Source organism: Microbacterium sp. JZ37, from assembly GCF_035188445.1.
Taxonomy (GTDB): domain Bacteria; phylum Actinomycetota; class Actinomycetes; order Actinomycetales; family Microbacteriaceae; genus Microbacterium; species Microbacterium barkeri.
The window spans coordinates 1,352,268-1,364,622 of the sequence record NZ_CP045253.1; the positions used below are offsets into that span (position 1 = coordinate 1,352,268).

Here is a 12,355-nt window from a genome sequence, read left to right on the forward strand (position 1 = left end):
CCCCGCCGCCGTCGCCGTGCGTATCCTCGGATACCGGTCGGCATGTCGGCCGACGCACGAGGAGACGAAGGAGTCACGGCCATGGCACAGGACCCAGCCCCGCGCATCGCCCCCGAGACCGAGGCGTCGCCGCCCGTCGCCGTTGCAGACGACCGCCGCTGGACGCCGCTGCGCATCGTGATCTGGACGGCCATCGCCCTCCTCGGCGGCGTCGCATGGACCATGCTCGCGATCGTGCGCGGCGAGACGGTGAACGCGATCTGGTTCGTCTTCGCCGCCGTGTGCACGTACCTCGTGTTCTACCGCTTCTACGCGAAGTACATCGAGCGGAAGATCGTGCGCCCGGATGACCGTCGCGCGACGCCCGCGGAGTACCGGTCGGACGGCAAGGACTTCGTCCCCACCGACCGGGTCGTGCTGTTCGGCCACCACTTCGCCGCGATCGCCGGCGCAGGACCCCTCGTGGGCCCCGTCCTCGCGGCCCAGATGGGATACCTCCCCGGCACCATCTGGATCATCGTGGGCGTCGTCCTGGCCGGGGCGGTGCAGGACTACCTCGTGATGTTCTTCTCGATGCGCCGCGGCGGCCGCTCGCTCGGCCAGATGGCGAAGGATGAGCTGGGCCGCTTCGGCGGCGCCGCGGCCATCCTCGCGACGCTCCTCATCATGATCATCATCACGGCCATCCTCGCGCTCATCGTCGTGAACGCCCTCGGCGAGAGCCCGTGGGGCGTGTTCTCGGTCGCCATGACCATCCCGATCGCGCTGTTCATGGGCGCGTACCTCCGCTGGATCCGCCCGGGCCGCATCCTCGAGGTCTCGATCATCGGATTCGTCCTCCTCATGGCGGCCATCGTCGGCGGCGGCGCGATCGCGGCGACCGAGTGGGGCCAGGCCCTCTTCCACCTCGACCGCGTGACGGTCGCGTGGGCCATCATCGTGTACGGCTTCGTCGCCGCCGTCCTGCCCGTGTGGATGCTGCTCGCGCCGCGCGACTACCTCTCGACCTTCATGAAGGTGGGCGTGATCGTCGCGCTCGCGGTCGCGATCGTCTTCGTGCGCCCCGAGATCTCGGTGCCGGCGTTCAGCGAGTTCGCGAGCGGCGAGACGGGGCCGGTCTGGAGCGGGCCGCTGTTCCCGTTCCTCTTCGTCACGATCGCCTGCGGCGCCCTCTCGGGCTTCCACGCCCTGATCTCGTCGGGCACGACGCCGAAGATGATCGAGAAGGAGAAGCAGACGCGCTTCATCGGCTACGGCGGCATGCTCATGGAGTCGTTCGTCGCGGTCATGGCTCTCGTCGCCGCCGTCTCGATCGACCGCGGCATCTACTTCGCGATGAACTCCTCGGCCGCGGCCACGCTCGGCACGGTCGAGGGAGCGGTGGCCTGGGTGAACGGGCTCGGGCTGACCGGCGTCTCGCTCACGCCGGACGCGCTCACCACCATGGCCCAGCTCGTGGGGGAGGAGTCGATCGTGTCGCGCACGGGCGGCGCCCCGACCCTCGCGGTCGGGCTCGCGCTCATCATGGGCCAGTGGATCGGCGGCAGCGGCATGATGTCGTTCTGGTACCACTTCGCGATCATGTTCGAGGCGCTGTTCATCCTCACGGCGGTGGATGCCGGCACGCGCGTCGCACGGTTCATGCTCCAGGATTCGATCGGGAACGTCGTGCCGCGGTTCCGCGACACGTCGTGGCGGCTCGGAGCGTGGATCTGCACGGCGATCATGGTCGCCGGCTGGGGAGCGGTGCTCATCATGGGCGTGACGGATCCGCTCGGCGGCATCAACACGCTCTTCCCGCTGTTCGGCATCGCCAACCAGCTGCTCGCCGCGATCGCCCTCGCGGTCGTGCTCACGATCGTCGCGCGGCGACGGACCTTCGGGGCGCTCTGGATCGTGGCGCTCCCGCTCGCGTTCGTCACGGTCGTGACGACGGTCGCGTCGCTGCACAAGATCTTCTCGAGCGTGCCGGCGGTCGGCTACTGGGCGCAGCACGCCGCATTCCGCGACGCGCTCGCCGCGGGGGAGACCTCGTTCGGCACCGCGCCGAGCGTCGCGGCGATGGAGGCGGTCGTGCGCAACACGGCGATCCAGGGGACGCTCTCGATCATCTTCCTCGTGCTGACGCTCATCGTGCTCGTCGCGGCGATCGTCCGCGTCGTGCAGGCGCTGCGGTCGACCGAGACGATCGACAACGAGGACGCGCCCGTCCCGTCGCGCCGGTTCGCCCCGGCAGGGCTCATCCCCACGGCGGCGGAGCGGGCCGCGCAGCGCGAGTGGGATGCCCTGCCCGCGGAGCGCCGTCCCTCGCGGGGGCACTGATGGCCATCCGACTGCTTGCGCCGCTGGCCGCCGTGGGCAGCGTGTGCGCGCGCTTCGTCTCGGGGATGACCGGGCAGTCGCGGTACGCGGCGTACCTCGCGCACGAGCGAGAGCGCCATCCCGACCGCGAGCCGCTCACCGAGCGGGAGTTCTGGCGCGAGATCCATCGCGCGCAGGACCTCGATCCCGGCGGGCGCTGCTGCTGACAGCCGAGAGGGCCGGTCGGCGAGGGGTCTCCTCGCCGACCGGCCCTCTCGCGTGGACCGGTCAGACCTCGTCGGTCGTCTCGGACGGCTGCTGCCCGTTCTCGCGCTTGCGGCGGGCGAGGAACGCCAGGCCCGCGGTCGCGAGCGCACCGGCGCCCGCGAGCAGGCCGCCAACGACGCCGCCGCCCGTGGGCGACAGCGGGGCGTCGGGGCCCGGCGACGGCGCGGCGCTCTGCGACGGCGACGGAACCGGCGTCTGCGACGGAGCGTGCGTGGGCGCCTGGGTCGGGGTCGCCGTGGGGCTCGCGCTCGGCGTCGTCGTGGGCGTCGGAGTCGACGTCGCGGTGGGCGTCGGCTCAGGCGTCGCGGTGGGCTCCGCCGTCGGCGTGGGCGTCGGCGACGGCGCGGCCACGGGCATCACCTGGACGACCGTCGGGCGGGGGCCGGCGAACGTCCCGCCGCCGGCGCCCGAGAGCGGGGCCTGCTTCATGCTGTCCGGGAACGTCGAGGTCTGCTCCTCGAACGAGCCGTCCTCACCCGGGTGCTGCACCGACACGAACACGTGCCATTCGTCGTCGTGGATGACGGGGCCGCAGGTCTCGGCCTCACGCGGCACCGACAGGAACTGCTCGACTCGGCCGCGCTGGTCGCCCTCGAGGCCGACGCGGAAGAGGCCGTCGTTGAACCCGATCGTGCTGGGCGCGCCGTCCGTCGAGATCCAGAGGTTGCCCGCCGTGTCGAAGGCGAGGTTGTCGGGGCACGAGATGGGCGAGACCTCGTCGACCGGGAAGCCGGAGAAGTACGCCGAGTCGTTGCGCGCGGGGTCGCCCGCGACGAGGAGCAGCGTCCAGCCGAAGGTGCGCGCGGTCTGGTCGCCGCCGTCCTCGGTGATCTCGATGATGTGCCCGTCGCGGTTCTCGGTGCGCGGGTTCACCTCGTCGGGGCCGGCCTTGCCCTCCGTGCCGCGGTCGCTGTTGTTCGTGCACGCGACGTAGACACGGCCGCTCGTCGGATGCGGCTGCACGTCCTCGGGACGGTCCATCTTCGTGGCGCCCGCGCGGTCGGCCGCGAGGCGCGTGTGCACGAGCACCTCCTCGACGCTCATCCCGTCGACGGCCGATGCGCCGTCGACGACGAGGGGGAGCCACTCGCCCGAGCCGCCGAAGCCGCCGTCGGAGGGCAGCGTGCCCGATCCGTCGATCTCGGTCGCGGGCGAGTCGCCCGAGAAGCGCGCGACGAAGAGGTCGCCGTTCTCCAGCAGCGTCATGTTGTGCGCGCGGTCGCCCTCCACGTACGTTTCGCGGGAGACGAACTTGTAGAGGTAGTCGAAGCGCTCGTCGTCGCCCGTGTACGCCACGACCCTGCCGTTCGCGGCGACGATGACGTTCGCGCCCTCGTGCTTCAGGCGGCCGAGAGACGTGTGCTTGCGCGGCGTCGAGGACGGGTCGGTCGGGTCGATCTCGACGATCCACCCGAACCGGTTGGGCTCGTTCTCATAGCCGGGGGTGCGCGCGTCGAACCGCGGGTCGACGTTCTCCCAGCCGCGCGCGGTCTCCTCGTCGGCGAGGCCGTAGCGCTGCTCGGCCTCCGAGAGGCCGGACGAGCGGAAGTAGCCGTCGAAGTTCTCCTCGCCGCTGAGGATGGTGCCCCACGGGGTCGTGCCGCCCGAGCAGTTGCCGAAGGTGCCGAGGACGGTCCTGCCCTCCGGATCGGCGACCGTGCGCAGGAGCTCGCTGCCTGCGGCGGGCCCGGTGAACGCGTAGGGAGTGTCGTCGAGGAAGCGGCGGTTGAGGGCTCCGCCCACGACGGGCGTCCACGGCGCGGTCTCGCTCGTGCGCGTGAGCTCGACGACGCTGAGACCGTGCGCCTTGAGTCCGACGCGGCGCACGCGCTCCACGTCGCTCTCGAGCTGCTCGGCGGGGAACATCACGTTCTCGTTCGTGTACTCGTGGTTCACGAAGAGGATGGCGGTGGTGGCCGAGGTGCGGATGATGTCGGTGTAGTCGACGTTGTAGCCGAACTGCCGGGCCTGGGCCTCGGGCGTCTGGTTGAGGGCGTCGAAGGCGGGGCTGTCGGCGAACAGCGGGTCGCCCCAGCGGATGATGGGGGTCCAGCCGAATCCCTCCGGAACGACGAAGCTGTCGACCGTGTACGCGACGGGGTCGATCGGGGCGAAGCCGAAGGTGCCGGTCTCGCCCACGGCGGCGTAGGCGGTGCCGGTCGACGCGGCGGCGCGCTGCCCGGCCAGCGACGGCGCCAGCACGATCGCGGCGGCGCCGGCCGCACCGAGGCCGAGGAGAGCGCGGCGGGAGAGCTGGGCGTCGACGATGTCGCGGAAGTAGCCGTTGCTGGACGTGTTGCACACGCCCTTCGCGCAGGCGTTGGCGCACTTGAGGTGGCAGGTGACGGCGCTTCGCTTGCCCTTGACGTGCTGCGCCATGGGCAGCGTGCGGCCCAGGTTGATGACCATGTTCGACTGTCTCCTTCTCGCGGGCGGGGGAATCCCTTGTCGATCAGGCCCCGGAGAGCCCTCGCCACCACCTCACCGATGCCGGGTGTCCGGCAGGTGAAGCGGCGGCGAACGCCGGCTGACGCCCCGGGCACGGCTCGCATGCAGAGGGCCCGGGCGGACGATCGTCCACCCGGGCCCTGAGAGCGGGCTCCGCGTCAGCCCGCGTGCGTCATCGAGAGCAGGTCGAGCTTCTCGTCGAGCTGCTCCTCCGTGATCTCGCCGCGCTCGACGTAGCCGAGGTCGATCACGGCCTCGCGGACCGTGATGCCCTTCGCGACGGAGTGCTTGGCGATCTTCGCCGCCGCCTCGTAGCCGATCACCTTGTTGAGCGGCGTCACGATCGACGGCGACATGCCCGCGAAGGCGGCTGCGCGCTCGACGTTCGCCTCGAGACCCGCGATCGTCTTGTCGGCGAGCACGCGCGAGGCGTTGGCGAGGAGGCGGATCGACTCGAGCAGCGCGGTCCCCATGACCGGGATCGCCACGTTGAGCTCGAAGGCGCCCGACGCGCCGGCCCACGCGATCGTCGCGTCGTTGCCGATGACGCGCGCGCAGACCATGAGGGTGGCCTCGGGCACGACGGGGTTCACCTTGCCGGGCATGATCGACGAACCGGGCTGGAGGTCGGGGATGTGGAGCTCGCCGAGCCCGGTGTTCGGCCCCGAGCCCATCCAGCGCAGGTCGTTGTTGATCTTCGTGAGCGAGACGGCGATCGTGCGGAGCGCGCCCGAGGCCTCGACGAGCCCGTCGCGGTTCGCCTGCGCCTCGAAGTGGTCCTTCGCCTCGGTGATGGGCAGGCCGGTCTCGGCCGCGAGCAGCGCGATGACCTTCTGCGGGAAGCCGAGCGGCGTGTTGATGCCGGTGCCGACCGCGGTGCCGCCCAGCGGGACCTCCGCGACGCGGGGGAGCGACGCCTCGACGCGCTCGATGCCGAGCCGCATCTGGCGGGCGTATCCGCCGAACTCCTGGCCGAGCGTCACGGGCGTCGCGTCCATGAGGTGCGTGCGGCCGGACTTGACGACCGACTTCCACGCCTCGGCCTTCTCCTCGAAGGCCTTCGCGAGGTGGTCGAGCGCGGGCACGAGGTCGGTGATGAGCGCCTCGGTGACGGCGACGTGCACCGACGTCGGGAAGACGTCGTTCGACGACTGCGAGGCGTTGACGTGGTCGTTGGGGTGCACGGGCGAGCCGAGGCGGTCGGACGCGAGCGTCGACAGGACCTCGTTCATGTTCATGTTCGACGACGTGCCCGACCCGGTCTGGTAGGTGTCGACGGGGAACTGGTCGTCGTGGGCGCCCGTGGCGACCTCGTCGGCCGCGGCCGCGATGGCGTCGGCGATCGCGCCGTCGAGCGTCCCGAGCTCCTTGTTGGCGAGGGCCGCCGCCTTCTTGATGCGCGCGAGCGCGGCGATCTGGCGCGACTCCAGGCCCTTGCCCGAGATGGGGAAGTTCTCCACGGCGCGCTGCGTCTGCGCGCGGTAGAGGGCGGTCGCGGGGACGCGCACCTCGCCCATGGTGTCGTGCTCGATGCGGTACTCGATCTCGGTCACTTCCTTGTTCCCTCCGGGTTCAGGCGGCCGCGTCGGTCGCGACGCCCATGGTGACGTGGGGCACCGCGGTGCCCTCGGCCAGTCGGTAGTTGGCTCCCACGATGCCGAGACGGCCCTCCGCGACGGCGCGGGAGATCAGCTCGGACGACTGCAGGATCCAGTCGATCGTGTCGCGCACGTGCAGGCGGCCGACGAGCTCGGCATCGACGGTCGCGGGGGTCGCGCCGTCCGACTCGCGCAGCGCCGCGTGCACCGCGGGCACGATCGGCGAGATCTGACGCCAGATGTGCGGGGGCAGAACGGGTGCGTCGGGACCCGTGCTGTCGATCGCGGCGCGGACCGCGCCGCACGAGTCGTGCCCGAGCACGACGAGGAGCGGGACGCCGAGCACCTCGACGGCGTACTCGAGGGAGCCGACGATCGACTCTCCGGGGACCTGGCCGGCGTTGCGCACGACGAACAGGTCGCCGAGGCCCAGGTCGAAGATGATCTCGGCCGCCAGCCGCGAGTCGGAGCATCCGAAGAGGGTGGCGAGCGGCGTCTGCCCCGCCGCGAGCTCGTGACGACGGCGGACATCCTGGTGGGGGTGCGCGGGCGTGCCCGCCACGAACCGGGAGTTGCCGGCCTGCATCTTCTCCCACGCCTCGGCGGGGGTGAGGTTCTCGCTCATTCGGGTGTCCCTTCTGCGGTCGCGAGTGCGTCGATCTGGTCGGCCACGAGCGCGGCGAGATCGGCGGCGACCTCCGGCTCGGATGATCCGTACACGAGGACGTGGTCGGCGCCGGCCTGGGTGCCCAGCGCGTACGACACGTTGGCGTTCGCCTCGGGGTCGGAGATCTCGTACACGTCCCAGCGGACGCCGTCGATCGTGACGGCATCGGTCGGCGCCGCCCCGCCCAGGACCCGCGCGGCCCAGGTCTCGTCGGCGTCGAAGCCCTGGCTCAGTCGGAGGAAGCCGGTCTCGGTCGGAACGTACGCGATGCTCCACGTCGTGACGTCGCCGGTCTCGAGCCGCGCCGAGTTCACGCGCCAGTCGTCCGGGGCGTCGGGGACGATCGCGTCGTGGCCCGTCGTCTCCTCGGCATCGGCGGCGATCGCCGCCACGTTGATGGGCGCAGGCTCCGGGGCCTCGCCGCGCGGCACGCCCCACACGATGACGGCCACGACGGCGAGCGAGACGACGAGCGCGACGATGAGGTTGCGGAACGTCTGGCTGCCCCGGTAGATGCGCGAGCTCTCGGCCTTCCGCGCGGCGATCTCGTCAGGCGTCTCGGGGCGGCCGAGGTGTGCGGCGATGCGCGGCTCGCGCGCCATCAGACCTCGCCCCCCGCGGCGCGCGCGGCCTCGAGACGGCGCTTCGCCCCGAGCAGCCACTCCTCGCACCGCGCCGCGAGCGCCTCGCCGCGTTCCCAGAGCGCGAGGGACTGCTCGAGGGTGGGCGCGCCCTGCTCGAGCTCGGACACGACGCGGACGAGCTCGTCCCGCGCCTGTTCGAACGAGAGGGACGCGACGTCGGCGGGGGGAGCCTGTTCGGTCATAGCGGTTCCATCCTACGAGGAGGCGGGCGCGGTGCCCGCGTCGAGCGGTCCGCCCGAGGTCGCCGACACGGCGCCGTGCTCGAGGGTGAGCACGAGCCGCGCGCCACGGGGCGCGTCCTGCGCGGACCGGAGGATGGCGCCATCCTCGGCCTGCGCGATCGCGTAGCCCCGTGCGAGCGTCGACTGCGGCGAGAGGGCGCGCAGCGACGCCCGCAGCTCCGCGGTGCGGCGCTCGCCGTCGTGGATGCGCCGCTGGGCGATGTCGCGCCCTCGCGCCACGAGGAGGAAGACGTCCTGCTCGCGCGTCTCGACGAGGCGCTCGGGCGCGCGCAGGACGGGGCGCGAGCGGATGTGCTCGAGCTGCGCGATGTCGTGCTGGAGGCGATGCTGGAGCCGTGTCGCGAGACGCGACCGCAGCTGCGCGACCAGCGCCCGCTGCTCGCCCACGTCGGGGACGACCCGCTTCGCGGCGTCGGTGGGCGTCGAGGCGCGCAGGTCGGCGACGTCGTCGAGCAGCGGATGGTCGTTCTCGTGGCCGATCGCGCTCACGACCGGGGTCCGCGCGGCCGCGACCGCGCGGACGAGGCGCTCGTCGCTGAACCCGAGGAGGGTCTGCGGATCGCCGCCTCCGCGGGCGATGATGATGACGTCGATGTGCGGATCCGCATCGAGCGCGCTGAGCGCCTGGAGGATCTCGGGCACGCTGCGCTCGCCCTGCACGGCGGCGTGGATCGTGCGGATGTCGACGTGCGGCCACCGCAGCTCGGCGTTGCGCAGGACGTCCTTCTCGGCATCCGAGCGCTCGCCCGTGATCAGCCCGATGCCGTGGGGCAGGAAGGGGAGCGGCTTCTTCCGGGCGGGGTCGAAGAGCCCCTCGGCGCGCAGCTGCGCGCGGAGCCTCTCGAGACGCTCGAGCTGCTCGCCGAGGCCCACGTGGCGCATCGAGGTGACCTGGAAGGAGAGGTCGCCGCCCTTCGGGTAGTAATCGGCCTTGACGCACGCGATCACGTGGTCGCCGACCTTCAGATCGGCCGGGGTGCGCGCGCGGACGCTGGACCACATCCGGATCGAGATCTGCGCATCCGATCGGAGGTCCTTCAGGCGTCCGAACACGGCGCCGCCGCGCACGTTCCACGAGGTGATCTCGCCCTCGACCCACACGGCGCCCCAGCGGTCGATGAAGCCCTTGATCGTCTGATTCAGGCGCGCGATCGAGGTCGGCGCATCCGGCTTCGAGTCGCGCGGGGCGACGGAATCGGCGGGGGGCTGCTCGCCCTCGGCGGGCTCCGGCTGGAACGTCGTCATGATCTCCTCGCGGCGCACTCCTCGGACGGCGGCACCCTGCCTGTCCCCAGGGGGCGCACGTAGGATCGGAGCATGAGCTCGACCGCCATCCATCTGCCCGTGCCCCGCGTGCCGGGCAGGAGCGTGCGCCTTCAGGATAACCCCGTGCCCGGACGCAAGCGGGTGCTGCTCGCGGCGCCGCGGGGCTACTGCGCGGGCGTCGACCGCGCCGTGATCACGGTCGAGAAGGCGCTCGAGCGCTACGGGTCGCCCGTCTACGTGCGCAAGCAGATCGTGCACAACATCCACGTCGTGCGCGAGCTCGAGGCGAAGGGCGCCGTCTTCGTCGAGGAGGTCGACGAGGTGCCCGAGGGCGCGCACGTCGTGTTCAGCGCGCACGGGGTCTCGCCCGCCGTCGTGAGCGCCGCGTCGGACCGGGGCCTCCAGGCTATCGATGCCACGTGCCCGCTCGTCACCAAGGTGCACCGCGAGGCCGTGCGCTTCGCCCGCGACGACTTCCACATCCTGCTCGTGGGCCACGAGGGCCACGAGGAGGTCGAGGGCACCGCGGGAGAGGCGCCCGAGAACGTCACGATCGTGAACTCGCCCGACGAGGCCGACACGATCGAGGTCGAGGATCCGTCGAAGCTCGTGTGGCTCTCGCAGACCACGCTCTCGGTGGACGAGACGATGGAGACGGTGAACCGCCTGCGCGCGCGCTTCCCCGAGCTGCACAACCCGCCGTCCGACGACATCTGCTACGCGACGCAGAACCGCCAGGTCGCGATCAAGAAGGTCGCAGCCGGAGCCGATCTCGTGATCGTCGTCGGCTCGGCGAACTCGTCGAACAGCGTGCGCCTCGTCGAGGTCGCCCTCCAGCACGGCGCGAAGGCCGCCTACCGGGTCGACTACGCGAGCGAGGTCCGGCAGGAGTGGCTCGACGGCGTCGAGACCGTGGGCGTGACGAGCGGCGCCTCCGTGCCGGAAGTGCTCGTCCAGGAGGTGCTCGACGCGCTCGCGAGCGCCGGCTACCGCGACGTCGAGGAGGTGCGGACGGCAGAGGAGGACCTCATGTTCTCGCTGCCCAAGGAGCTCCGCCAGGATCCGTCGGGTCGCCGCGACGCCCGCGCCGTGGGAGGCCGAGGCCGCGCATGACCGAGCCCCGCGACGACGCGCGGCCGCAGCCGCGGTTCGGGCAGTACGCCACGCCCGAGGAGCAGCGCGCGCGCATGGGGCTCCCGTCCGCTCCCGAGACCCGCGCGCCGGTTCCCGCGGCCCCCGTCGCGCCGCCGTCTGCCGACGCCGCGCCCCTCCTGTCGGGCGGGCGCCTGGTGGACCGCGCGGCGACCGTCGCGATGCTCGTCTTCGGAATCGTCAGCGTCATCCAGTCGATTCCGCTCGTGCTCGACACCACGCGCCTGCTCGAGACGATGGGACTCGACGTCGAGCTCGCCGACCCGGCCGGCGTGCGGATCTGGGGCGTGGCGGCCGTGATCGTGCTGACGCTCGGATGGATGGCGACCGCGCTCCTGTCATGGCGCGTCGCACGGCGCGGGCGCCTCACCTTCTGGGTGCCGATCGCCGGCGCTGTCGTCTTCAACCTGCTCGCGAGCATCGTCGTCGTGATCCCTCTCGTGAGCGATCCCGCCGTCGGGGATGCCGTGCTGCGGATGCAGGAGTCGTTCGGCTCCTAGCTCCGAGACGACGAAGCCCGGCGCCGTGCGGCGCCGGGCTTCGTCGTCTGGAAGCGCTGTCAGCTCTGCGACTTGCCGAACGAGCCGAGCTGGCGGGTCGACTCCACGACGCGCGCGGCCATCGCCGACTCGGCGACCTTGCCCCACGCGCGCGGGTCGTACTGCTTCTTGTTGCCGACCTCGCCGTCGACCTTCAGGACGCCGTCGTAGTTCGAGAACATGTAGCCCGCGATCGAGCGCGTGAACGCGTACTGCGTGTCGGTGTCGATGTTCATCTTGACGACGCCGTTCGCGACCGCGAGCGCGATCTCCTCGTCGGTCGAGCCGCTGCCGCCGTGGAAGACGAGGTCGAGCGGCTTCTCGCCCGTGCCGAAGCGCGCCTGGATGCCCTCCTGGATCTCGCCGAGGAGCTCGGGGCGGAGCTTGACGCCGCCCGGCTTGTAGACGCCGTGCACGTTGCCGAAGGTCAGGGCGGCGATGTAGCGGCCCTGCTCGCCGAGGCCGAGCGCCTCGACGGCCTTCGTGACATCCGCGACCGTCGTGTAGAGCGCCTCGTTCGAGCCCTCGTGCGCGACGCCGTCCTCCTCGCCGCCGACGACGCCGACCTCGATCTCGAGGATCGCGTTGATGTTCTTCATGCGGGGGAGGAGGTCCGCCGCGATCTGGATGTTCTCGTCGAGCGGCACGGCCGAGCCGTCCCACATGTGCGAGTTGAAGAGCGGCTCGCCGCCGTTCTTCACGAGCTCCTCCGAGTACTCCAGGAGCGGGAGCACGAAGCCGGGGAGAGCGTCCTTCGGGCAGTGGTCGGTGTGCACGCCGACCGTGATGGGGTAGTTCTTGGCGACCTCGCGGACGTACTGCGCCATGGCGATCGCGCCCGTGGCGCGGCCCTTGACGGTGTGCCCGGCGAAGTAGTCGGCTCCGCCGGTCGTGACCTGGAGGATGCCGTCGGAGCCGGCCTCGGTCAGGCCCTGGAGCACGGCGTTGATCGTCTGCGAGCTCGACACGTTGAACGCGGGGTAGGCGAAGCCGCCCGCCTTCGCGCGGTCGAACATCTCTGCATACTGATCCGGGGTGGCGACGGGCATTGCGGTGCTCCTTCGAGTGGCGAGGTGAGTGCAGTCTCAGCCTAGCGAAGGCCGGATCTGCTCTGACGACGGCGGCAATCGGGCGCGATCCTCACGATCCGGAAAGAAACGCAGATCCTTCGATCTGGAGCGCGCGAAGAACACCGATCTGCGCCATCTGC

At 71.5% G+C, this 12,355-nt stretch carries 11 protein-coding genes; 4 read left to right on the top strand and 7 right to left on the bottom strand.

Annotated features, from left to right (window positions below; genetic code table 11):
- The first annotated feature begins 81 nt into the window (after positions 1 to 81).
- Both GC092_RS05985 and GC092_RS05990 read left to right on the top strand, forming a co-directional pair.
- On the top strand, positions 82 to 2,322 hold the full coding sequence (locus tag GC092_RS05985) for a carbon starvation CstA family protein (RefSeq protein ID WP_324014420.1): 2,241 nt from the start codon (positions 82 to 84) through the stop codon (positions 2,320 to 2,322).
- Positions 2,322 to 2,528 (top strand): YbdD/YjiX family protein, encoded by a 207-nt coding sequence (locus GC092_RS05990; protein WP_271173767.1) that lies wholly within the window; start codon positions 2,322 to 2,324, stop codon positions 2,526 to 2,528. The genes GC092_RS05985 and GC092_RS05990 overlap by 1 nt, the downstream gene beginning before the upstream one ends.
- A gap of 61 nt (positions 2,529 to 2,589) precedes the next feature.
- Here GC092_RS05990 and GC092_RS05995 read toward each other — a convergent pair whose 3' ends face one another.
- From GC092_RS05995 to xseA, 6 genes are all read right to left on the bottom strand, one after another.
- Positions 2,590 to 4,998 (bottom strand): PhoX family protein, encoded by a 2,409-nt coding sequence (locus GC092_RS05995; protein ID WP_324014421.1) that lies wholly within the window; start codon positions 4,996 to 4,998, stop codon positions 2,590 to 2,592.
- A 197-nt stretch (positions 4,999 to 5,195) separates the two neighbouring features.
- On the bottom strand, positions 5,196 to 6,590 hold the full coding sequence (locus GC092_RS06000) for a class II fumarate hydratase (protein ID WP_271173766.1): 1,395 nt from the start codon (positions 6,588 to 6,590) through the stop codon (positions 5,196 to 5,198).
- A 19-nt stretch (positions 6,591 to 6,609) separates the two neighbouring features.
- On the bottom strand, positions 6,610 to 7,260 hold the full coding sequence (locus GC092_RS06005) for a carbonic anhydrase (protein ID WP_271173765.1): 651 nt from the start codon (positions 7,258 to 7,260) through the stop codon (positions 6,610 to 6,612).
- Positions 7,257 to 7,904: a DUF4245 family protein gene (locus GC092_RS06010; protein ID WP_271173764.1), complete on the bottom strand. Its 648-nt coding sequence runs from the start codon at positions 7,902 to 7,904 to the stop codon at positions 7,257 to 7,259. Before GC092_RS06010 ends, GC092_RS06005 begins: the two co-directional genes overlap by 4 nt.
- Complete coding sequence (locus GC092_RS06015; protein ID WP_282979573.1) at positions 7,904 to 8,128, bottom strand: exodeoxyribonuclease VII small subunit; 225 nt, start codon at positions 8,126 to 8,128, stop codon at positions 7,904 to 7,906. The genes GC092_RS06010 and GC092_RS06015 overlap by 1 nt, the downstream gene beginning before the upstream one ends.
- Positions 8,129 to 8,140: 12 nt before the next feature.
- Positions 8,141 to 9,433, bottom strand: coding sequence for an exodeoxyribonuclease VII large subunit (xseA, locus tag GC092_RS06020; protein WP_324014422.1), 1,293 nt, complete (start codon positions 9,431 to 9,433; stop codon positions 8,141 to 8,143).
- Positions 9,434 to 9,505: 72 nt separating this feature from the next.
- Between xseA and GC092_RS06025 the strand changes: the two genes are divergently transcribed.
- Both GC092_RS06025 and GC092_RS06030 read left to right on the top strand, forming a co-directional pair.
- Positions 9,506 to 10,567, top strand: a complete 1,062-nt coding sequence (locus GC092_RS06025) for a 4-hydroxy-3-methylbut-2-enyl diphosphate reductase (RefSeq protein ID WP_271173761.1) — start codon at positions 9,506 to 9,508, stop codon at positions 10,565 to 10,567.
- Positions 10,564 to 11,106, top strand: a complete 543-nt coding sequence (locus GC092_RS06030) for a DUF6264 family protein (RefSeq protein ID WP_324014423.1) — start codon at positions 10,564 to 10,566, stop codon at positions 11,104 to 11,106. The genes GC092_RS06025 and GC092_RS06030 overlap by 4 nt, the downstream gene beginning before the upstream one ends.
- A gap of 59 nt (positions 11,107 to 11,165) precedes the next feature.
- Here the strand turns inward: GC092_RS06030 and fbaA are convergent, their stop codons facing one another.
- Positions 11,166 to 12,194 (bottom strand): class II fructose-bisphosphate aldolase, encoded by a 1,029-nt coding sequence (gene fbaA / locus GC092_RS06035; protein WP_282979568.1) that lies wholly within the window; start codon positions 12,192 to 12,194, stop codon positions 11,166 to 11,168.
- Positions 12,195 to 12,355 lie beyond the last annotated feature (161 nt).

Excerpts from the sequence above, each read along its gene's own strand:
- GC092_RS05985 (WP_324014420.1), top strand. The coding sequence starts at position 82 with ATGGCACAGGACCCAGCCCCGCGCATCGCCCCCGAGACCGAGGCGTCG.
- GC092_RS05990 (WP_271173767.1), top strand. The coding sequence starts at position 2,322 with ATGGCCATCCGACTGCTTGCGCCGCTGGCCGCCGTGGGCAGCGTGTGC.
- GC092_RS05995 (WP_324014421.1), bottom strand. The coding sequence starts at position 4,998 with ATGGTCATCAACCTGGGCCGCACGCTGCCCATGGCGCAGCACGTCAAG.
- GC092_RS06005 (WP_271173765.1), bottom strand. The coding sequence starts at position 7,260 with ATGAGCGAGAACCTCACCCCCGCCGAGGCGTGGGAGAAGATGCAGGCC.
- GC092_RS06010 (WP_271173764.1), bottom strand. The coding sequence starts at position 7,904 with ATGGCGCGCGAGCCGCGCATCGCCGCACACCTCGGCCGCCCCGAGACG.
- GC092_RS06015 (WP_282979573.1), bottom strand. The coding sequence starts at position 8,128 with ATGACCGAACAGGCTCCCCCCGCCGACGTCGCGTCCCTCTCGTTCGAA.
- xseA (WP_324014422.1), bottom strand. The coding sequence starts at position 9,433 with ATGACGACGTTCCAGCCGGAGCCCGCCGAGGGCGAGCAGCCCCCCGCC.
- GC092_RS06025 (WP_271173761.1), top strand. The coding sequence starts at position 9,506 with ATGAGCTCGACCGCCATCCATCTGCCCGTGCCCCGCGTGCCGGGCAGG.
- GC092_RS06030 (WP_324014423.1), top strand. The coding sequence starts at position 10,564 with ATGACCGAGCCCCGCGACGACGCGCGGCCGCAGCCGCGGTTCGGGCAG.
- fbaA (WP_282979568.1), bottom strand. The coding sequence starts at position 12,194 with ATGCCCGTCGCCACCCCGGATCAGTATGCAGAGATGTTCGACCGCGCG.